Source organism: Streptomyces sp. NPDC021019 (assembly GCF_044333295.1).
Lineage (GTDB): Bacteria > Actinomycetota > Actinomycetes > Streptomycetales > Streptomycetaceae > Streptomyces.
This window is the reverse complement of the sequence record NZ_JBIRQR010000007.1, coordinates 329,091-348,372: the sequence shown is the minus strand read 5'-3', so window position 1 is coordinate 348,372 and position 19,282 is coordinate 329,091. Positions and strand designations below refer to the sequence as shown.

Sequence of the window (19,282 nt, the reverse complement as noted above, 5' to 3'; positions counted from 1 at the left end):
TTGCTCGTATTGCTCACACGTCAACATCTTGTTAACGCCGAGAGAACGCCCCTAACGTCATCCGGACCGCCGACACCGGTGGGAGTTCAAGGATGAACGTTAGGTATCCCCCATGCTGACAATCCTCGGCTTCGCCATGATCGCGACCTTCCTGGTCCTGATCATGACGAAGAAGATGTCGCCGATCGCGGCGCTGGTACTGATCCCCGCACTGTTCTGTGTCGCCGTCGGACAGGGAGCGCAGCTCGGCGACTACGTCATCGAAGGCGTCGGCAACCTCGCGCCCACCGCCGCCATGCTGATGTTCGCCATCGTCTACTTCGGCGTGATGATCGACGTCGGCCTGTTCGACCCGATCGTCCGGGGCATCCTGAAGTTCTGCCAGGCCGACCCGATGCGCATCGTCGTCGGTACGGCGCTGCTCGCCGCGATCGTCTCGCTGGACGGCGACGGCTCCACCACCTTCATGATCACCGTCTCGGCGATGTATCCCCTCTACAAACGCCTGAAGATGAGCCTGGTCGTCATGACCGGCGTCGCGGCCACCGCCAACGGCGTCATGAACACCCTCCCCTGGGGCGGCCCCACCGCCCGCGCCGCCACCGCCCTCAAGCTCGACGCGTCCGAGATCTTCGTGCCGATGATCCCGGCGCTGGCCATGGGACTGCTCGCCGTCTTCATTCTGGCGTACGTGCTCGGCCTCCGGGAGCGCAAGCGCCTGGGGATGCTCACGCTCGACGAGGCGCTCGCCCGGGAGCCGGAGCCGGAGACGGTGACGGTGACCAGCAGCACGGGCGGCACCGGCACGGCCGGCGGCGGCGACCGCCTCCACAAGGGCGCCCCCTCCGCAGGCGGTACGGGTACGGGGGCCGGCCCCGACGCCGGCCCTGCGGACGGGGACGACGACGGGTTCCAGGGCCTCGACCCGAACCGGTCCACGCTCCGCCCGAAGCTCTACTGGTTCAACGCCGGACTCACCGCCGCCCTGCTGACGGCGATGATCATGGAACTGATGCCGATCCCGGTGCTCTTCCTGCTCGGCGCGGCCCTCGCGCTCACCGTCAACTTCCCCCACATGCCCGACCAGCGGGCCCGGATCGCCGCGCACGCCGACAACGTCCTCAACGTCTCCGGCATGGTCTTCGCCGCCGCCGTCTTCACCGGAGTCCTCACGGGCACCGGCATGGTCGAGAACATGGCCGACTGGGTCGTCGGCGCGGTCCCCGACGCGATGGGCCCGCACATGGCCCTCGTCACCGGCCTGCTCAGCCTGCCGCTCACCTACTTCATGTCCAACGACGGCTTCTACTTCGGTGTGCTCCCCGTCCTCGCCGAGGCCGGCGCGGCCCACGGGGTCTCGCCGCTGGAGATCGCGCGCGCCTCCCTGGCGGGTCAGGCCCTGCACATGTCCTCGCCGCTCGTGCCCGCCGTCTACGTCCTCGTCGGCATGGCGAAGGTCGAGTTCGGCGACCACACCCGCTTCACCGTCAAGTGGGCCGCCCTCACCTCGCTCGTGGTGCTCGGGGCGGGCATCCTCTTCGGCATCATGTAATGACACCCGAACCGCGAACCGGGCCCGGCAGGGGTTGGCTGCTGCGTCTCGTCATCGCCTTCGCCTTCGCGCAGGGGGCGGTGTCGATGGCGCGGCCCGCCGTCTCCTACCGGGCCCTCGCGCTCGGCGCCGACGAGGCGGCCGTCGGCGTCATCGCCGGGGTCTACGCCCTGCTCCCGCTGTTCGTCGCCGTTCCGCTCGGCCGCCGTACCGACCACGGACGCTGCGCGCCCCTGCTGCCGCTCGGCGTGCTCCTGATCTCCGGCGGCTGCGCGCTCAGCGGCATCGTCTCCTCGCTGCCCGCCATGGCCGCCTGGAGCGGGGTGATGGGCCTCGGCCACCTGTGCTTCGTGATCGGCGCGCAGTCGATCGTGGCCCGGCAGTCCGCGCCCGACGAGCAGGACCGCAACTTCGGGCACTTCACGATCGGGGCCTCGCTCGGCCAGCTCATCGGCCCGGTCGCCGCGGGCGCGCTCATCTCCGGGCAGGGCGGAACCCTGGGGCGTACGAGCGCGCTCGCCCTCCTCGTGTCGGCTGCGGTAGCCGCCGTCGCCCTCGCCTCGCTCTGGCGCATCGAGCACCGCCGGGCGACCGGCCCCGGGGGCAGGTCCGGCGACAAGGTCCCGGTCCGCGCGATCCTGGGCGCGCGCGGCGTCCCCGCGGGCATCCTCATCAGCATGGCGGTGCTGTCCGCCACCGACATCCTCACCGCCTACCTGCCGGTCGTCGGCGAACACCGCTCCATCGCCCCGGCCACCGTCGGGCTGCTGCTGAGCCTGCGGGCCGCCGCCACGATCGCCTGCCGACTGGTCATGTCGCCGCTGTTGGGGCTGCTGGGCCGCAGGGCCCTGCTGACCACCAGCTGCCTGCTCGCCGGGCTCCTCTGCGCGGGTGTCGCCCTCCCCGTGTCCGTCCCGGTCCTCGCCGTCATGCTCGCCGTGCTCGGCTTCTGCCTCGGCGTCGGCCAGCCGCTGTCCATGACCACCGTGGTCCGGGCCGCCCCCGACCGGGCCCGGTCCACCGCGCTCGCCCTCCGGCTGACCGGCAACCGGCTCGGCCAGGTCGCCGCCCCCGCCGCGGCGGGGCTGATCGCGGGCGCGGTGGGAGTGGCCGCCCCGTTCGTGCTGCTCGGCGTGGGCCTGATCGGTGCGGCGGGACTCGGCCTGCGCGGCGACGGGCGCCCGGAGCCCTCACCGCCGGCACCCCCGGGCACGGGGTCCCCCCTCGCCCCGCCGGACACGGTGCCCGCGGCCGTACCGCGGGACACACCGGCCGGCAGCGGGCCCCCCGTTCCGCCGTCCGCACGGAACGGGGCCGAGAACCCCGGCTGACCGGCTCCACCGGGACCGCACGCCCCGACCTTCGCGCGTCATTCCCAGGTCGGCTCAGCGCCCCGTCGAGCCGTCGGCCAGCTCACGGAGGATGTCCGCGTGACCGGCATGACGACCGGTCTCCTCGATCATGTGCGTGAGGGCCCAACGGACGCTGGGGGCGGGGTCGTCCGGGCGGGGGCGGGGCACCGGCGCGCCGAGGTCGGTGCACGTGTCGAGTGCGCCGTTCGCCTCCGCGACCGCCTCCCGGTAGCGGGCGACGACCTCGGCCACGCCGTCCGCGGGGGCGGCGTGGAAGGTCGCCGGCCAGTCGGCGACCCGCTTCCCGAGGAACAGGGACCGCTCGACGGACGTCAGGTGGTTGAGCAGGCCGAGCAGATTCGTGCCCGAGGGCACCGCGGCGGCGCGGGCCTCCGGTTCCGGGGCTCCCTCGACCTTCGCGGCGATCGAGTCGCGCAGATAGTCGAGGAAGCCGCGCAGCACCTCGGCCTCGCTGCCCCCGGTCCGGGGCGGCGGGGTGTCCCGGCGGCGTCGCGGGCGGTGTTCGGCGGTCATGGGTACCTCCTGGGGATGCGGGGTCACGTGCTCGTTCCAGTCTTCGCCGGTCCACTGCCGCCAGGGCAAGGGATCATGCCGTAACGGCAAGGCGGCGCGAGGCGGGGGTGCTGGTGCCGGGGCGTGCGCGCCGGGCGTGACCGGCGTCTCCCAAGGCTCCCTGGCGTCAGAAAACTAACGGCGCTAGTTTGGGCGGGTGCGTCGTGCTGCCTCGCGCCGCACGGCTTCGGCGCTCCGCACAGCACGGCTCCGCACCGCACGTCCGGGAGGAAACAGCCATGAAGGCCCATGACCAGATGTACATCGACGGTGCGTGGCGCCCCGCCGTCGGCCAGGACACGATCGCGGTGGTGAACCCGGCCGACGAGCAGGTCATCGCCCACGTGCCGGCGGGGACGGCCGAGGACGTCGACGCGGCGGTACGGGCGGCGCGGGCTGCCTTCCCCGCCTGGGCCGCGACCCCGCCCGCCGAGCGCGCCGCCCGGCTCACCGCGCTGGCCGACGCGCTGGCGGCCCGCAAGGACACGCTGGCCGAGACCATCACCGCCGAGCTGGGCTCGCCGCTGCCGCTGTCCCAGATGGTCCATGCGAGCGTGCCCGTGCTGGTGGCCGCCTCGTACGCCGAACTGGCCGCCCGCCACGCCTTCGAGGAGCGGATCGGCAACTCCACCGTGCTGCTGGAGCCGGTGGGCGTGGTCGGCGCGATCACCCCCTGGAACTACCCGCTCCACCAGATCGTCGCCAAGGTCGCTCCCGCCCTCGCCGCGGGCTGCACCGTCGTCCTCAAGCCCGCCGAGGACACCCCGCTCACCGCGCAGCTCTTCGCGGAGGCCACCGAGGCGGCCGGTCTGCCGCCGGGCGTCTTCAACCTCGTCACCGGCCTCGGACCGGTCGCCGGCCAGGCGCTCGCCGCCCACGAGGACGTCGACCTGGTCTCGTTCACCGGTTCCACCGCCGTGGGCCGGCGGATCGGCGCCACCGCCGGGGCCGCCGTCAAGCGGGTCGCCCTGGAGCTGGGCGGCAAGTCCGCCAACGTGATCCTGCCCGGCGCGGACCTGGCCAGGGCGGTCAACGTCGGCATCGCCAACGTGATGACCAACTCCGGCCAGACGTGCAGCGCCTGGACCCGGATGCTGGTGGACGCCGAGCGGTACGAGGAGGCCGTGGAGCTCGCGGCGAACGCCGTCACCAAGTACGCGGTCGGCGAGCGGGTCGGTCCGCTCGTCAACGCCAGGCAGCGGGCCCGGGTGCGCGGTTACATCACCAAGGGGGTCGAGGAGGGCGCCCGGCTGGTCGCGGGCGGCCCGGACGCGCCCCTGGAGACCGGCTACTACGTCAGCCCGACCGTCTTCGCCGACGTCACCCCGGACATGACGATCGCCCGCGAGGAGATCTTCGGCCCGGTGATCTCGATCCTGCGGTACGAGAACGTGGACGACGCCCTCCGTATCGCCAACGACACCGTGTACGGGCTCGCCGGCGCCGTGTGGGCCGCCGACGACGAGGAGGCGGTGGCGTTCGCCCGCCGGATGGACACCGGACAGGTCGACATCAACGGCGGACGGTTCAACCCGCTGGCCCCGTTCGGCGGTTACAAGCAGTCGGGGGTGGGACGCGAGCTGGGGCCGCACGGTCTGGCGGAGTACCTCCAGACCAAGTCGCTCCAGTTCTGATCCCCGTAACCCATTCCGCACAAGGAGCCTGCTCGTGGTCCGCGCCGCCGTACTGCCCGCCGTCGGAGCTCCGCTGGAGATCACCGACATCGTCCTGCCGGAGCCCGGCCCCGGCCAGGTGCGCGTCTCCCTCGCCGCCGCCGGCGTCTGTCACTCCGACCTGTCCCTGTCCAACGGCACCATGCGGGTCCCGGTCCCCGCCGTCCTCGGCCACGAGGGCGCCGGTACGGTCCTGGCGGTCGGCGATGGCGTCACGCATGTGGCCCCCGGCGACGGCGTGGTCCTCAACTGGGCCCCCTCCTGCGGGGCCTGCTTCCACTGCGGGATCGGCGAGGTCTGGCTCTGCGCCGACGCCCTGAAGGGGACCGCCAACCTCCACGCCCGTACGGCCGACGGCACCGACCTCCACCCCGGCCTGAACGTCGCGGCCTTCGCGGAGGAGACCGTCGTCGCCGCGAACTGCGTCCTCCGCGCCCCCGACGGCATCCCGCTCACCGACGCCGCCCTCCTCGGCTGCGCGGTCCTGACCGGCTACGGGGCGGTCCACCACAGCGCCCGGGTCCGCGAGGGCGAGAGCGTCGTCGTCCTGGGGATCGGCGGCGTCGGCCTCGCCGTGCTCCAGGCCGCCCGGATCGCGGGCGCCTCCCGGATCATCGCGGTCGACGTCTCCCCGGCCAAGGAGAAGCTGGCCCGGCAGGCGGGAGCCACCGACTACGTCATCGCCTCCGCCACCACCCCGCGCGAGATCCGGGGACTGACCGGCGGCCGGGGCACGGACGTCGCCGTCGAGTGCGTCGGCCGGCCCGCGTCCATCCGGGCCGCCTGGGAGTCCACCCGGCGAGGCGGGCGCACCACGGTCGTCGGGATCGGCGGCAAGGACCAGGAGGTCACCTTCAACGCCCTGGAGATCTTCCACTGGGGCAGGTCCCTGACGGGCTGCGTCTACGGCAACAGCGACCCGGCCCGCGATCTGCCCGTCCTCGCCGGCCACATCCGCGCCGGCCGCTTCGACCTGTCGATGATGGTCACCGAGCACATCGCCCTCGGCGGCATCCCCGCCGCCTTCGACAACATGATCGCGGGCAAGGGGGGCCGCGCCCTGGTCGTCTTCCCGTGATCCGCCGGAACTCCGTGACCCGCTGGAAGTCCGTGGCCCGGCACGTCGACGTCACCGGGCTCCAGCGGCCGGGCGTCCATCCCGCCCTCCCCGAACAGCCGGGAGGCCCCGCTACGTCCGTTCCGCTCGGCGCTCCTCGTCATGACGGGGCCCCTCCACCGGCCGGGCCGGCTCTCCGTGTGCGCCCCCGGCCTGCTGACGGCTCCGGGAGACCGCCACCCCGACCAGGCAGAGCAGCCCGCCGAGGACCCCGAGCAGCGTCGGCACCTCGTCCAGCAGCAGCCACGCCATGAGCACCACCAGCGCCGGGACGGCGTACGTGGTGGCGCCCATCCGGCCCGCGGTGGTCCGGGCCAGGGCATAGCCCCAGGTGGTGAAGGCCAGCGCGGTCGGGAAGACGCCCAGATAGATCATGTTCAGCGTGGCGGACATGGGGGCGTCGGACGCCTCGGAGACCAGCACCCCGGTGAACGGCAGACAGGCGACGGCGCCGATCACGCAGCCGAAGGTGTTGATCTGCAGCGAGGAGCCGTGCGCGAGCGCCGGCTTCTGGCTGACCACGCCCAGCGCGTAGACCACCGCGGCCAGCAGGCAGAGTGCCACGCCCAGTACGGAGGAGCTGCCGTGCCCGGACATCGCCAGGCCGACGACGACAGCGCCCGAGAACGAGATGCCCATTCCCAGCAGCAGGCGGCGCGGCAGTCCCTCGCCGAGCATGCGGGAGCCCATCAGGGCCATCAGGATGGGGCCGATGTTCACCAGCATCGCCGCCGTCCCGGCGTCGACCTCCTGCTCGCCCCAGTTGAGCGCCACCATGTACAGCCCGAACCACAGCACGCCGGACGTGATGATTCCGCGCCAGGCGCCGCGCCCGGGCAGCCCCTCCCGCCGTACGAGGAGGATCGCCCCGAGTACCAGCGCGCCCGTCACCAGCCGCCCGAGGGCGAGAGCGCCGGGGGAGTAGGACTCGCCCGCACTCCGGATGGACACGAAGGCGGAGGCCCACAGCACGACGGTGGTGCAGGCGGCGGCGGTGGCGCGCCAGCGGTGGGCCGGCGGGGAGACCGGCAGGGGTGTCGAGGTCGTCGTCATGGCCACGACCGTAGAGCCGGAACGCTGCGGCCCCCACCGAATTGTCGAGGACCGTCAATCGACGGCCGGGCCGGCCCACCCCGGCCCCGTCCCGTGTTCGGGGAGGGCCCCGGGGCGCTGCCTTTCCGCGGTACCGGTTCCGTTCTCAAACGCCGGACGGGCCGGAGGGGCGCTCGTCCGTGGGCCGCGCGTACTGCTCGTACTGGATCGCCAGCCCGTCCAGCAGGGCCCGCAGCCCGGTCCCGAAGGCCCCTTCGTCGACCTGGCGGCGGTGGTCGGCGAGCAGGTGGGCCTGGCCGAGGTGCGGATAGTCGGCGGGGTCGTAGGCGGTCTCGTCGTCGACGAAGCCCCCGGCGAAGGAGCCCAGCGCCGAGCCGGTGATGAAGTAGCGCATGAGCGCCCCGATCCGGGTCGCCTGCGCGGGCGGCCACCCCGCCCCCACCATCGCCCCGAACACCGCGTCGGCGACCCGCAGCCCCGCCGGGCGCCGCCCGGGGCCCCGGGCGAGGACCGGGACGATGTGCGGGTGCGCGGCGAGGGCGGCCCGGTAGGAGAGCGCCCAGTCGTGCAGGGCCTCGCGCCAGTCGCGCGGGTCCGACTCCTCGAACATCGACAGATCGACCTGTACGGAGACCGCGTCGGCGACGGCGTCGAGGATCTCCTCCTTGTTGCGGAAGTGGTTGTAGAGCGAAGGGCCGCTGACGCCCAGGACCGCCGCCAGCCGACGCGTGGAGACGGCGTCCAGCCCTTCGGAGTCCACGAGCGCGCTCGCCGCCCCGACGATGCGGTCTCTGCTCAGGAGGGGCTTGCGCGGTCGGGCCATGCGGCTCATAGTAGGGCCTGCGAACCAAAAACTAGCAGTGCTAATCAAAGCGCCCGGAGCGGCGCTCGTCAGAGGCAGTGGGTGGGCATGATGGACCTGACGCTCAGCGAGGAGCAGGAAGCCGTCCGGAAGCTGGCCGAGGACTTCGTCGCCCGCGAGGTCGCCCCCCATGTCGTCGCGTGGGACCGCGCCGAGAATGTCGACAGGTCGATCGTGAAGAAGCTCGGAGGCCTCGGCTTCCTCGGTCTGACCGTCCCCGAGGAGTACGGCGGATCCGGCGGTGACCACCTGTCCTACTGCCTGGTCACCGAGGAGTTGGGGCGCGGCGACTCCTCGGTGCGCGGCATCGTCTCCGTATCGCTCGGGCTGGTCGCCAAGACCGTCGCGTCCTGGGGCGACGAGGAGCAGAAGCGGGCCTGGCTGCCGCGGCTCACCTCCGGCGAGGCGATCGGCTGCTTCGGCCTCACCGAGCCCGGCACCGGCTCGGACGCCGGGAACCTCGCCACCCGGGCCGTGCTCGACGGCGGTGACTACGTCGTCAACGGCGCCAAGACGTTCATCACCAACGGGACCTGGGCCGATGTCGTGCTGCTCTTCGCGCGGACGAACGACGCCCCCGGCCACCGGGGTGTCTCCGCCTTCCTCGTCCCCACCGACACCCCCGGCCTCACCCGCCGCACCATCCACGGCAAGCTCGGCCTGCGCGGCCAGGCCACCGCCGAACTGGTCCTCCAGGACGTCCGGATACCGGCCGCTTGCCTCCTCGGGCCCGAGGGCAAGGGCTTCTCCATCGCCATGTCGGCTTTGGCCAAGGGGCGGATGTCCGTCGCGGCGGGCTGCGTGGGCATCGCGCAGGCCGCTCTGGACGCGGCCGTGCGCTACGCCGGCGAGCGCGAACAGTTCGGCAAGGCCATCGCCCGCCATCAGCTCGTCCAGGAGCTGCTCAGCGACATCGCCGTGGACGTGGACGCGGCCCGGCTGCTGACCTGGCGGGTCGCCGACCTGATCGACCGGGGGCAGGAGTTCGCCACCGCCGCGTCCAAGGCCAAGCTGTACGCGTCCGAGGCCGCCGTCCGCTGCGCCAACAACGCCCTCCAGGTCTTCGGCGGCTACGGCTACATCGACGAGTACCCGGTCGGCAAGCTGCTGCGGGACGCCCGTGTGATGACGCTCTACGAGGGCACCAGCCAGATCCAGAAGCTGATCATCGGGCGCGCGCTGACCGGCGTCTCCGCCTTCTGACCGGCTCGCGGCTTCGTACGGGTGTCTGAGTACGAGCCTGAGTACGGGCGCGGATGTGGCGTGCGCCACGTCAGCGGATGCTGAGCCCATGAGTGACACGACATCGGTCAAGCAGCAGAGCACCGCCGCCTTCTACATGCAGGCCGTGGCCTCCTTCATGGTGGCGATCGGCGCGGTCGCCTTCGGCATCTTCTTCCTCGACGCCGACGCCTGGGTGCGCGGCTTCCTCGCCATCGGTGTGCTCTACCTCGTCACGTCCTGCTTCACGCTCGCCAAGGTGATCAGGGACCGCCAGGAGGCCGGGCAGATCGTCAGCCGGGTGGACCAGGCCCGGCTGGAGAAGATCCTCGCCGAGCACGACCCCTTCCAGAAGCTCTGACCGCCGGGATCGGCGGGGTGGCCGCTAAGCGCTTGCTCAGGTTCGGGGTATGGTGTTCGTCCTGCTGACGGAGAGGGGCCCTGGGCGATGTGTGCGGCGGAGGAGACGAGCGGCGAGGACGCGCCGTGGGGCGAGGTCACTCCCGAGGCGGCCAGGCGGCTCCTCGTCGCCGCCGTGGACGCCTTCGCCGAGCGCGGGTATCACGCGACCACCACCCGCGACATCGCCGGCCGGGCCGGGATGAGCCCGGCCGCGCTCTACATCCACTACAAGACCAAGGAAGAGCTGCTCCACCGGATCAGCAAGCTCGGTCATGAGCGGGCGCTGAACGTGCTCACGGCCGAGGCCGACCGCGACGGCACGGCCGGCGAACGCCTCGCGGGAGCCGTCCGGTCCTTCGTCCGCTGGCACGCGGAGCGCCACACCACCGCCCGGGTCGTGCAGTACGAGCTCGACGCGCTCGGCGAGGAGCACCGCACCGAGATCGTCGCGCTGCGGCGCAGGAGCGACGCGGTGGTGCGCCGGATCATCGGCGAAGGGGTGCGGGACGGCGAGTTCGACGTCCCCGACGTCCCCGGCACCGCCCTCGCGGTGCTCTCCCTCTGCATCGACGTGGCCCGCTGGTTCAACGCCCGGGGCACCCGCACCCCCGACGAGGTCGGCGAACTGTACGCCGGCCTCGTCCTGCGGATGGTCGGAGCCGGGCGGGCCCGGAAGTAGCCGGCGGCTCCGGAAGCGGCCGACGGTTTCCGGGGTGTCAGAAGTAGTAGCGGGACACCGACTCGGCGACGCAGGCCGGCTTCCCGCTGCCCTCGCGCTCGACCGTGACGACCGCCGTGACCTGTACGCCGCCGCCGGTCTCCTCGACGTCGCGCAGTACCGCCGTCGCCCGCAGCCGTGAGCCGACCGGGACGGTCGAGGGGAAACGGACCTTGTTGGTCCCGTAGTTGATGCCCATCTTCATGCCCTCGACCCGCATCACCTGCGGCACCAGCGCGGGCAGCAGGGAGAGCGTCAGATAGCCGTGCGCGATGGTCGTGCCGAACGGCCCGTCCTTCGCCCGCTCCGGGTCCACGTGGATCCACTGGTGGTCGCCGGTCGCGTCGGCGAACCGGTCGACCCTCTCCTGGTCGATCTCCAGCCAGTCGCTGTGTCCCAGCTGCTCGCCCACTCCGTCGCGCAGCTCCTGCGCGGACGTGAAGATCCTCGGCTCTGCCATGTTCCCGGTTCCTGCCTTCCGGCTCGGCGCACCATCAGGCGCGATGTCTAAGCGCTTGCTCAGCATCGTTGTGCGGCGCGTTCCTGTCAACGACATGGCAGTAGATTCGAGGGGTGCCCCAGATTCCACAGACACTCCACGAACTCTCGGTCGGCCAGCTCTCGGCGCGCAGCGGCGCGGCCGTCTCGGCCCTGCACTTCTACGAGGCCAAAGGCCTGATCAGCAGCAGCCGCACCAGCGGCAACCAGCGCCGCTACTCGCGGGACGCGCTGCGCCGGGTCGCCTTCGTCCGGGCGGCCCAGCGCGTCGGTATTCCCCTGGTCACGATCCGGGAGGCGCTCGCCGAACTGCCCGAGGAGCGCACGCCGACCCGCGAGGACTGGGCCCGCCTCTCCGAGGTCTGGCGCCAGGAACTGGACGATCGCATCGGGCAGTTGCACCGCCTGCGCGACCATCTGACCGACTGCATCGGATGCGGCTGTCTCTCACTGGAGACCTGTGTGCTGTCCAACCCCGACGACGTCGTCGGTGAGCGGATCACCGGTTCCCGCCTGATGCCCGAGGGCCGGCAGCCACCCAGGCGTAAATAGTTCAGGGGCGCGGGCGCGAGGCCTCACGCCGCTGTTGTGGCCGGCCTCCGGTGCCGTGGCAGCCGCGCCCTGGCCAGGGTGCGGTCGGTCAGGGCGGGCTGCGGCACCGCGATCCCGCAGGCCGTGCACACCGGGCCCGCCCAAGGCGCCTCGCCCCGCTCCTGCCGCCACTCGATGCCGGTGTCCGCGCAGACCGGGCAGGCGGAGCCGGGGTCGGCGCCCAGAGCCGCGATCAGGCGGCGCAGGACCTCGGCGAGCGGCTCGGTGGGATGGATGTCCGGGTCGGAGCAGCGGGCCACCCCGTGCCCGCCCCAGGTGCGGCGGTGCCAGTCGTCGAACGCCCCGGGTCGCCGCAGCCCCGCGTGCTTCTCGCGCCGCCGCCGCTCGGCGAACCCCGCCTCGTACGCGAGCCACACCGCCCGCGCCTCCTCCAGTTCGTCCAGCGCGCCCACCAGGCGCACCGGATCGGGCGCCCGGTCCTCGGGATCGATCCCGTGCCGGGCGCACAGATGGTCCCAGGTCGCCCGGTGCCCGTACGGGGCGAACCTCTCCAAACACTTGCGCAGCGAATACCGCCGCAGGGCCAGATCCCCCATCGGATCGCGGACCTGTCTCGCAAGACTCCGGAAACCGGCCATGACACCGCCACCTCCGTCGCTCGTCCTTGGACGTCAAGGAATGGACGTACGCCTGCCCGTTTCGGCTCCATCGAAAGATGGAATCCGTCCATTGGCCGAGACTCCCCATGTGGGAAGGGGTGCCTCGGGCGAGAGCGAAGCGGCGCGCGGACGGGGGGTGCGAGGGCGCACTTCTCGCGCGGGTGGCGAAATCCGATGGCGGTGTCACGGTCCCGTGCGGTTGGGTTCCCCCATGACAACAGCTCGTCCGCGCCTGGAAAAGGTGACCCCCGACAACGTGCTCGCCGCCTGTCGGCTGGAAGTCGCCCCAGAGCAGCGCGTGTTCGTCTCCCCGGTCGCCCAGTCCCTGGCCGAGGCCTATGTGTATCCCGACATCGCCTGGCCCCGGCTGATCTGTGACGGTGAGCGCGTCGTCGGTTTCGTGATGGCCTTCTTCGACGTGCCGTTCGACTTCGACGCCGGGGCGCCGGACGCCCCGCCCCGCTCCGGGCTCTGGCGGCTCGCCGTCGCCGCCGACGAGCAGGGCCGGGGCTATGGGCGGTTCGCCGTGGGGGCGGTGAACGAGGAGATCCGGCGGCGGGGCGGAACGGTCTCGACCGTGACCTGGAAGCCCGGCGAGGGCGGACCGGAGGAGTTCTACCTCCGGCTCGGCTACCGCAAGCGGGGCATCACCGAGGACGACGAGTGCCTCGGTGACCTGGACCTGACCGGCTGAACCGCCGTCCCGGGCCCGGCGGCCGGGCCCGGGACGCCCGCGCTACCCGCCGTACCGCAGATACCTCCGCCGCTTCGCCCGGAACGCCGACAGGTCCTGCTGCCATGCCCGTACCACGGTGTCGGTGTCCGCGCCCGCGTCGATCATCGTGCGGACCCGGGTGTTCCCGGTGAGCTTGTCGATCCAGTTGTCCGGCCGCCAGGCGAAGCCGCTCCAGCTCTGCTTCGCCGTCACCAGCAGGGCGATCCCGGTGCGGACCGGGTCGAAGACCTCCCGGTCCTGTACGTGCACCTGCACCCCGCCCACCGTCTTCCCCGCGAACTTGGAGAAGGTCGGCGCGAAGTACGCCTCGCGGAAGGCCACCCCCGGCAGCTCCAGGGCGTTCGCGGCGGCCGCCCAGCGGTGGTCGACGCCCTCCGCGCCCAGCAGCTCGAAGGGGCGCGTGGTGCCGCGGCCCTCGGAGAGGTTCGTGCCCTCGAAGAGACAGGTGCCGGAGTAGACGAGCGCCGTCTCGGGCGTCGGCATGTTCGGGCTCGGCGGCACCCACGGCAGCCCGGTCTCGTCGAAGAAGTCCGAGCGCCGCCACCCCGACATCGTCACCACGTCCAGCCGCGCCGGATTCTCGAGCAGGAACTCCGCGTTGAAGAACAACGCCAGCTCCGCCACCGTCATCCCGTGCGCCTGGGCGATCTCCCGGCGGCCGACGAACGTGCCGAACGCCGGGTCCAGCACCGGGCCCAGCGCAGCCCGTCCGGTCACCGGGTTCGGCCGGTCCAGCACGACGAGGCGCTTGCCCGCGAGCGCCGCCGCCTCCATGCAGTCGTACAGCGTCCAGATGTACGTGTAGAAGCGCGCGCCCGCGTCCTGGATGTCGAAGAGGACCGTGTCCACGCCCGAGGCGGTGAAGACGTCCGCGAGCGGCTGCCCGCTCTTGAGGTACGTGTCGTACACCGGCAGCCCGGTCGCCGGGTCGTCGTAGCGGCCCTCGGAGCCGCCCGCCTGCGCGGTGCCCCGGAACCCGTGCTCGGGGCCGAAGACGGCGGTCAGGTCCACCCGCGCGTCCGGGTGCATCACGTCGACGATGTGCCGGACGTCCGCCGTGACGCCGGTCGGGTTGGTGACGATCCCGACCTTCTGGCCCCGCAGCAGCCGGTAGCCGTCGGCCGCCAGCCGGTCGAAACCGGTGAGCACCCGGCGGCGCCCGGGCCCGGGGCCGCGAACGGGAGCGGCGGTCGCCGCGGCGGGACCGGTGCCGGCCACTGTCGCCGCGAGCGCGCCCACGGCGCCTCCCGCGGCCAGCACACCACGTCGGGACAGGCTCATTCCGCTACCTCCATGATCGCGCCGACTGTCATGGCCACGCAGGCTAGCGCGGGCCGGGGCCGCGCGGAACGACCTGGACCGCGCCGGATTCCCCGAGCCGGGCGCCTCGCTCCTCCCGGCCTCCCCCTGCCTCCTCGCGGCCTTTCCGGGTGCTCGCTCCCGGCCCCGGCCGGTCCGTTCCCGCCCCTTCCCGGAGCACATACCGACCGGTTAGTCTGCCGGTGCAGCCGGATGGGAAGGGCGGGATGACGATGTGTACGGTGCAGGGCGCCGGAGTAGTGGTCACAGGGGCCGGAGGCGGCATCGGCGCCGCTCTGGCCCGCAGGTTCGCCGCCGGGGGCGCGCGGGTCGTCGTCAACGACCTCGACCTCGCGCGGATCGAGCCGCTCGCGAAGGAGATCGGCGGCTTCGCCGTCGCCGGGGACGCCTCGGGCGCGGTCGACGCCGCCCGGGAGGCGCTGGACGGCACGGTGGACGTCTACTGCGCCAACGCGGGCCTGGCCTCGCCCGGCGACGTGTTCGCCGACGAGGAGGTCTGGGCGGCCGCCTGGGACGTCAACGTGATGGCCCATGTCCGCGCGGCCAGGGCCCTCCTGCCCCACTGGCTGGAGCGCGGCAGCGGCCGGTTCGTCACCACCGCCTCCGCCGCCGGGCTGCTCACGATGATCGGCGCGGCCCCGTACAGCGTCACCAAGCACGGTGCGGTCGCCTTCGCCGAGTGGCTCTCGCTCACCTACCGCCATCGCGGGGTCAAGGTCCACGCGATCTGCCCGCAGGGCGTGCGCACCGACATGCTCACCGCCGCCGGTTCGGCCGGCGAGCTGGTCCTCGCTCCCGGCGCCATCGAGCCGGACGCGGTCGCCGCCGCGCTGTTCGAGGCGATGGACGCCGACCGCTTCCTGGTCCTGCCGCACCCCGAGGTGGCCGGCTACTACCATGCCCGCGCCGCCGATCCCGACCGGTGGATGGGCAGTATGAACCGCCTCCAGCAGAAGTGGGAGGCGAGCGGCGCGTGAACGACCCGACCCCCGCCCCCGCCACCCCGGCCCCCGGCGGCTCGATCTACGCGGCCCAGCCGTGGCTCGCCCTGCTCAGCGACGCCCAGCGCGCCCCCGTCACCCCGCCCGCGTCCGTGCTGCACGCCTTCCGCGCCGCGGTCGGGCGCGCACCCGAGCACCCGGCCCTGGCCTACTTCGACGGCCGCCTGAGCTACCGGGAGACCGACGAGCTGTCCGACTCGGTGGCCGGACACCTCGCCGCCCGCGGGCTGCGCCGCGGGGACCGGGTCGCGATCATGCTCCAGAACAGCCCGCACTTCGTCCTCGCGCTGCTCGGCGCCTGGAAGGCGGGCGCGACCGTCGTCCCCCTCAACCCGATGTACAAGTCCGGCGAGGTCGGCCACGTCCTCGCGGACGCCGGGGTCACCGCGCTGATCTGCTCGGACCGGGCGTGGGAGGGGTATCTGCGGGAGACCGCGGCGGCGGCCCCGCACCTCACCGTCGTGCTCACCGCCTGCGAGCTGGACCTCCAGACCGTGAACGACCCCCGCGTCCTCGGTTTCGAACGGCTCCCGGCCCCCGGCCCGGACGGCCTCGCGAACGATCTGCTCACCGCTGCCCGCGCCGGGAACCCGCTCCCGGCCGGCCGGGAGCTCACCGCCGCCGACACTGCGCTGATCAGCTACACCTCCGGGACGAGCGGCACCCCCAAGGGTGCGAAGAACTCCCACGGCAACATCATGGTCAACGCCGAACGCCAGCGCACCGGCCACCCGATCGCCGAGGGCTCCGCCTACTTCGCGCTCGCCCCGCTCTTCCACATCACCGGCATGGTGTGCCAGCTCGCCGCCTGCGTCGCCAACGTGGGCACCCTCGTCCTGGCCTACCGCTTCGAGGCGGGCGTCGTCCTGGAGGCCTTCGCCGCCCACCGCCCCGCCTACACCGTCGGCCCCTCCACCGCCTTCATGGCGCTGGCCGCGCATCCGGACGCCACCCCGGACCACTTCGCCTCGTTCCGGGTGATCTCCTCCGGCGGCGCGCCACTGCCGCCCGCGCTCGTGCGGAAGTTCCGGGCGGGCTTCGGCCCGTACCTCCGCAACGGCTACGGACTCACCGAGTGCACGGCCCCCTGCGCCTCGGTCCCTCCGGAGCACGAAGCCCCGGTGGACCCGGTCTCGGGCACCCTTTCCGTCGGCGTACCGGGCCCCGACACCTTCGTACGGATCCTCGACGACTCGGGCCGGGAGGTCCCCTTCGGGGAGCAGGGCGAGATCGCGGTGCGCGGCCCCCAGGTCGTCTCCGGCTACTGGAACCTCCCCGAGGCCACGGCCGCCGCCTTCCCGGACGGTGAGCTGCGCACCGGCGACATCGGCTTCATGGACGCGGCGGGCTGGCTGTACGTCGTCGACCGCAAGAAGGACATGATCAACGCCTCCGGGTTCAAGGTGTGGCCGCGCGAGGTGGAGGATGTCCTCCACACCCACCCGGCGGTGCGCGAGGCGGCCGTCGTGGGCGTGCCCGACGCGTACCGGGGGGAGACGGTCCGGGCGTACGTGAGCCTGCGGCCGGGGGCCACGGTGGAGCCCGGTGAGCTGAGCGCTCACTGCGAGGAACGGCTCGCCGCGTACAAGTATCCGCGCGAGGTGGAGATCCTGGCCGAGCTGCCGAAGACGGCGAGTGGGAAGATCCTCAGGCGGGAACTGCGTTCCCCCCGTTAGAACGACGTCGAAACAGCGCACGCACGGTACGAAAGGAAGGTGGCGGCTCATGGCCAAGGCGACGGACCAGAACGGCACTCCCGTCCCTCAGAGGCTGCTTGCCGCCGCCACCCGGCTTTTCGCCGAGCGTGGATACGATCGCACCTCCGTCCAGGAGATCGTCGAGGCGGCGGGCGTCACCAAGGGGGCGCTCTACCACTACTTCGGCTCCAAGGAGGACCTGCTCCAGGAGGTCTACGCCCGGGTGCTCCGGCTCCAGCAGGAGCGACTGGACGCCTTCGCGGACGCCGAGGCGCCCATCGAGCGGCGACTGCGCGACGCGGCGGCCGACGTGGTCGTCACGACCATCGACAACCTGGACGACGCGTCGATCTTCTTCCGCTCCATGCACCACCTGAGCCCCGAGAAGAACAAGCAGGTGCGCGTCGAGCGCCGCCGGTACCACGAGCGCTTCCGGGCCCTGATCGAGGAGGGCCAGCGCAGCGGCGTGTTCTCCTCGGCCACCCCCGCCGACCTGGTCGTCGACTACCACTTCGGCTCGGTCCACCACCTCTCCACCTGGTACCGCCCGGACGGCCCGCTCAGCCGCCAGGAGGTCGCCGACCACCTCGCGGACCTGCTGCTACGGGCCCTGCGCCCGTAGAGGGGGACGGGGCCGGCCTGCGGATCGCGCTATCCACTGGCCCGCTCCGCCGGTCGGGGTGAGTCTGGGTAGATGACGTATGTCCTGCCCCACGGTGAGGCGCCGGAGCCCACGGGCGAACCACTGTTCGTTAATAGAACGGCCATGTCCGGTTTCCGCTCTTGACGGAGCACTGTCATTTCCTTGAGCATCGGTCACGCATTGCGCACCTCTGGGCCGCTTGTCGGGGCCCACGCTCCAGGACCCGGCCGGATCACCACGCGGCCGGGGACCCCCCGCACGTTCCGTCAGTCCCCAACGGAATCCGGAGCCAGTGAATGAGACCGAACCGTTTCACCCTGCGCAGATCCCCGACGGCCGTCGTCGCCGTCGCCCTCGCCGCCGTCCTCGGAGCCGGAGCACCGGCGGCCCAGGCCGCCGACGCGTCCGCGCCGCCGACCGCCGCCGCCGCGGCGCCCGACATCCCCCTGGCAGGCGTCAAGGCCCACCTCACGCAGCTCTCGACGATCGCCGCGAACAACGGCGGCAACCGCGCCCACGGCCGCCCCGGCTACAAGGCGTCCGTCGACTACGTGAAGGCCAAGCTCGACGCGGCCGGATACACCACCACGCTCCAGCAGTTCACCTCCAACGGAGCCACCGGCTACAACCTGATAGCCGACTGGCCCGGCGGTGACCCGAACCAGGTCCTGATGGCCGGGGCCCACCTCGACTCGGTCTCCTCCGGCGCCGGGATCAACGACAACGGCTCCGGCTCGGCCGGCGTCCTGGAGACCGCCCTCGCCGTCTCCCGCGCCCAGTACCAGCCCGACAAGCACCTGCGGTTCGCCTGGTGGGGCGCCGAGGAGCTGGGCCTGATCGGCTCCAAGTACTACGTCAACAACCTGCCGTCCGCCGAGCGTTCCAAGCTCTCCGGCTATCTCAACTTCGACATGATCGGCTCGCCCAACCCCGGCTACTTCGTCTACGACGACGACCCGGTCATCGAGAAGACCTTCAAGGACTACTTCGCCGGCCTGAACGTCCCCACCGAGATCGAGACCGAGGGCGACGGCCGCTCCGACCACGCCCCGTTCAAGAACGTCGGCGTCCCCGTCGGCGGACTCTTCACCGGCGCCGGCTACACCAAGTCCGCCGCCCAGGCGCAGAAGTGGGGCGGGACCGCGGGGCAGGCCTTCGACCGCTGCTACCACTCGTCCTGCGACACCACGAGCAACATCAACGACACCGCCCTGGACCGCAACAGCGACGCCGCCGCCCACGCCATCTGGACCCTGTCCTCCGGCACCGGCGAACCGCCCGCCGGGGACGTGTTCAGCAACACCGCCGATGTCGCCATCCCGGACGGGGGAGCGGCTGTGACCTCGCCGGTCACGGTCACCGGACGGACGGGCAACGCCCCGGCCGCCCTCCAGGTCGGCGTCGACATCAAGCACACCTGGCGCGGCGACCTGGTCGTCGACCTGGTGGCCCCGGACGGCACCGCGTACCGGCTGAAGAACTCCAGCAGCGGCGACTCGGCCGACAACGTCATCACGACGTACACGGTCAACGCCTCCGCCGAGGTCGCCAACGGCTCCTGGAAGCTCCGCGTCCAGGACGTCGCCCGTCAGGACACCGGCTACATCGACAGCTGGAAGCTCACCTTCTGAGCCCGCCGTATACGTACGGCAG

19 protein-coding genes are annotated in these 19,282 nt (G+C 72.4%); 13 read left to right on the top strand and 6 right to left on the bottom strand.

Going from position 1 to position 19,282, the window contains the following annotated elements; translation table 11 throughout:
* Positions 1-112 precede the first annotated feature (112 nt).
* Positions 113-1,552, top strand: coding sequence for a CitMHS family transporter (locus ACH4RG_RS30790; RefSeq protein WP_397932054.1), 1,440 nt, complete (start codon positions 113-115; stop codon positions 1,550-1,552).
* Positions 1,552-2,883: an MFS transporter gene (locus ACH4RG_RS30785; RefSeq protein WP_398540549.1), complete on the top strand. Its 1,332-nt coding sequence runs from the start codon at positions 1,552-1,554 to the stop codon at positions 2,881-2,883. Before ACH4RG_RS30790 ends, ACH4RG_RS30785 begins: the two co-directional genes overlap by 1 nt.
* Positions 2,884-2,937: 54 nt before the next feature.
* Here the strand turns inward: ACH4RG_RS30785 and ACH4RG_RS30780 are convergent, their stop codons facing one another.
* On the bottom strand, positions 2,938-3,438 hold the full coding sequence (locus ACH4RG_RS30780; RefSeq protein WP_397922640.1) for a DinB family protein: 501 nt from the start codon (positions 3,436-3,438) through the stop codon (positions 2,938-2,940).
* Between the two features lie 278 nt (positions 3,439-3,716).
* Between ACH4RG_RS30780 and ACH4RG_RS30775 the strand changes: the two genes are divergently transcribed.
* Positions 3,717-5,111, top strand: coding sequence for an aldehyde dehydrogenase family protein (locus tag ACH4RG_RS30775; protein WP_398540548.1), 1,395 nt, complete (start codon positions 3,717-3,719; stop codon positions 5,109-5,111).
* 34 nt (positions 5,112-5,145) lie between these two features.
* The gene (locus tag ACH4RG_RS30770) at positions 5,146-6,228 is read left to right on the top strand and encodes a zinc-binding dehydrogenase (RefSeq protein ID WP_397922644.1); all 1,083 of its coding nucleotides are present in this window, start codon (positions 5,146-5,148) and stop codon (positions 6,226-6,228) included.
* Positions 6,229-6,339: 111 nt separating this feature from the next.
* Here ACH4RG_RS30770 and ACH4RG_RS30765 read toward each other — a convergent pair whose 3' ends face one another.
* The gene (locus ACH4RG_RS30765) at positions 6,340-7,320 is read right to left on the bottom strand and encodes a DMT family transporter (RefSeq protein ID WP_397932063.1); all 981 of its coding nucleotides are present in this window, start codon (positions 7,318-7,320) and stop codon (positions 6,340-6,342) included.
* 145 nt (positions 7,321-7,465) lie between these two features.
* The gene (locus ACH4RG_RS30760; RefSeq protein ID WP_397922648.1) at positions 7,466-8,143 is read right to left on the bottom strand and encodes a TetR/AcrR family transcriptional regulator; all 678 of its coding nucleotides are present in this window, start codon (positions 8,141-8,143) and stop codon (positions 7,466-7,468) included.
* A gap of 90 nt (positions 8,144-8,233) precedes the next feature.
* On the opposite strand from ACH4RG_RS30760, the gene ACH4RG_RS30755 reads away from it, so the two are divergent.
* The 3 genes from ACH4RG_RS30755 to ACH4RG_RS30745 all read left to right on the top strand — a co-directional run bounded on the left by ACH4RG_RS30755 (position 8,234) and on the right by ACH4RG_RS30745 (position 10,484).
* A complete protein-coding gene (locus ACH4RG_RS30755) occupies positions 8,234-9,385 on the top strand; it encodes an acyl-CoA dehydrogenase family protein (protein WP_397923153.1) in 1,152 nt (383 codons plus the stop codon).
* A gap of 88 nt (positions 9,386-9,473) precedes the next feature.
* On the top strand, positions 9,474-9,764 hold the full coding sequence (locus ACH4RG_RS30750; RefSeq protein ID WP_018959586.1) for a YiaA/YiaB family inner membrane protein: 291 nt from the start codon (positions 9,474-9,476) through the stop codon (positions 9,762-9,764).
* 87 nt (positions 9,765-9,851) lie between these two features.
* Positions 9,852-10,484 carry a TetR/AcrR family transcriptional regulator gene (locus ACH4RG_RS30745; RefSeq protein ID WP_397932066.1) on the top strand — a complete coding sequence of 211 codons (633 nt, stop codon included), beginning with the start codon at positions 9,852-9,854 and terminating at the stop codon, positions 10,482-10,484.
* A gap of 37 nt (positions 10,485-10,521) precedes the next feature.
* Here the strand turns inward: ACH4RG_RS30745 and ACH4RG_RS30740 are convergent, their stop codons facing one another.
* Positions 10,522-10,983 (bottom strand): MaoC family dehydratase, encoded by a 462-nt coding sequence (locus ACH4RG_RS30740; protein ID WP_397932068.1) that lies wholly within the window; start codon positions 10,981-10,983, stop codon positions 10,522-10,524.
* A 113-nt stretch (positions 10,984-11,096) separates the two neighbouring features.
* Between ACH4RG_RS30740 and soxR the strand changes: the two genes are divergently transcribed.
* Complete coding sequence (gene soxR / locus ACH4RG_RS30735) at positions 11,097-11,573, top strand: redox-sensitive transcriptional activator SoxR (protein ID WP_397922654.1); 477 nt, start codon at positions 11,097-11,099, stop codon at positions 11,571-11,573.
* A 23-nt stretch (positions 11,574-11,596) separates the two neighbouring features.
* On the opposite strand, the gene ACH4RG_RS30730 is transcribed toward soxR, so the two are convergent.
* Positions 11,597-12,211, bottom strand: a complete 615-nt coding sequence (locus ACH4RG_RS30730; RefSeq protein WP_398540547.1) for a hypothetical protein — start codon at positions 12,209-12,211, stop codon at positions 11,597-11,599.
* A 232-nt stretch (positions 12,212-12,443) separates the two neighbouring features.
* Between ACH4RG_RS30730 and ACH4RG_RS30725 the strand changes: the two genes are divergently transcribed.
* Positions 12,444-12,926: a GNAT family N-acetyltransferase gene (locus tag ACH4RG_RS30725; protein ID WP_398540546.1), complete on the top strand. Its 483-nt coding sequence runs from the start codon at positions 12,444-12,446 to the stop codon at positions 12,924-12,926.
* A gap of 42 nt (positions 12,927-12,968) precedes the next feature.
* Here ACH4RG_RS30725 and ACH4RG_RS30720 read toward each other — a convergent pair whose 3' ends face one another.
* Positions 12,969-14,249, bottom strand: a complete 1,281-nt coding sequence (locus ACH4RG_RS30720; protein WP_398540545.1) for an exo-beta-N-acetylmuramidase NamZ domain-containing protein — start codon at positions 14,247-14,249, stop codon at positions 12,969-12,971.
* 245 nt (positions 14,250-14,494) lie between these two features.
* Here ACH4RG_RS30720 and ACH4RG_RS30715 point away from each other — a divergent pair, with 245 nt between their 5' ends.
* From ACH4RG_RS30715 to ACH4RG_RS30700, 4 genes are all read left to right on the top strand, one after another.
* Positions 14,495-15,265, top strand: a complete 771-nt coding sequence (locus ACH4RG_RS30715; protein WP_398540544.1) for an SDR family oxidoreductase — start codon at positions 14,495-14,497, stop codon at positions 15,263-15,265.
* On the top strand, positions 15,262-16,965 hold the full coding sequence (locus ACH4RG_RS30710) for an AMP-binding protein (RefSeq protein ID WP_398540543.1): 1,704 nt from the start codon (positions 15,262-15,264) through the stop codon (positions 16,963-16,965). The genes ACH4RG_RS30715 and ACH4RG_RS30710 overlap by 4 nt, the downstream gene beginning before the upstream one ends.
* Before the next feature lie 49 nt (positions 16,966-17,014).
* Positions 17,015-17,608 carry a TetR/AcrR family transcriptional regulator gene (locus ACH4RG_RS30705; protein WP_397922666.1) on the top strand — a complete coding sequence of 198 codons (594 nt, stop codon included), beginning with the start codon at positions 17,015-17,017 and terminating at the stop codon, positions 17,606-17,608.
* 317 nt (positions 17,609-17,925) lie between these two features.
* Positions 17,926-19,260 carry a M28 family metallopeptidase gene (locus ACH4RG_RS30700; RefSeq protein ID WP_397922668.1) on the top strand — a complete coding sequence of 445 codons (1,335 nt, stop codon included), beginning with the start codon at positions 17,926-17,928 and terminating at the stop codon, positions 19,258-19,260.
* The last annotated feature ends 22 nt before the right edge of the window (positions 19,261-19,282 follow it).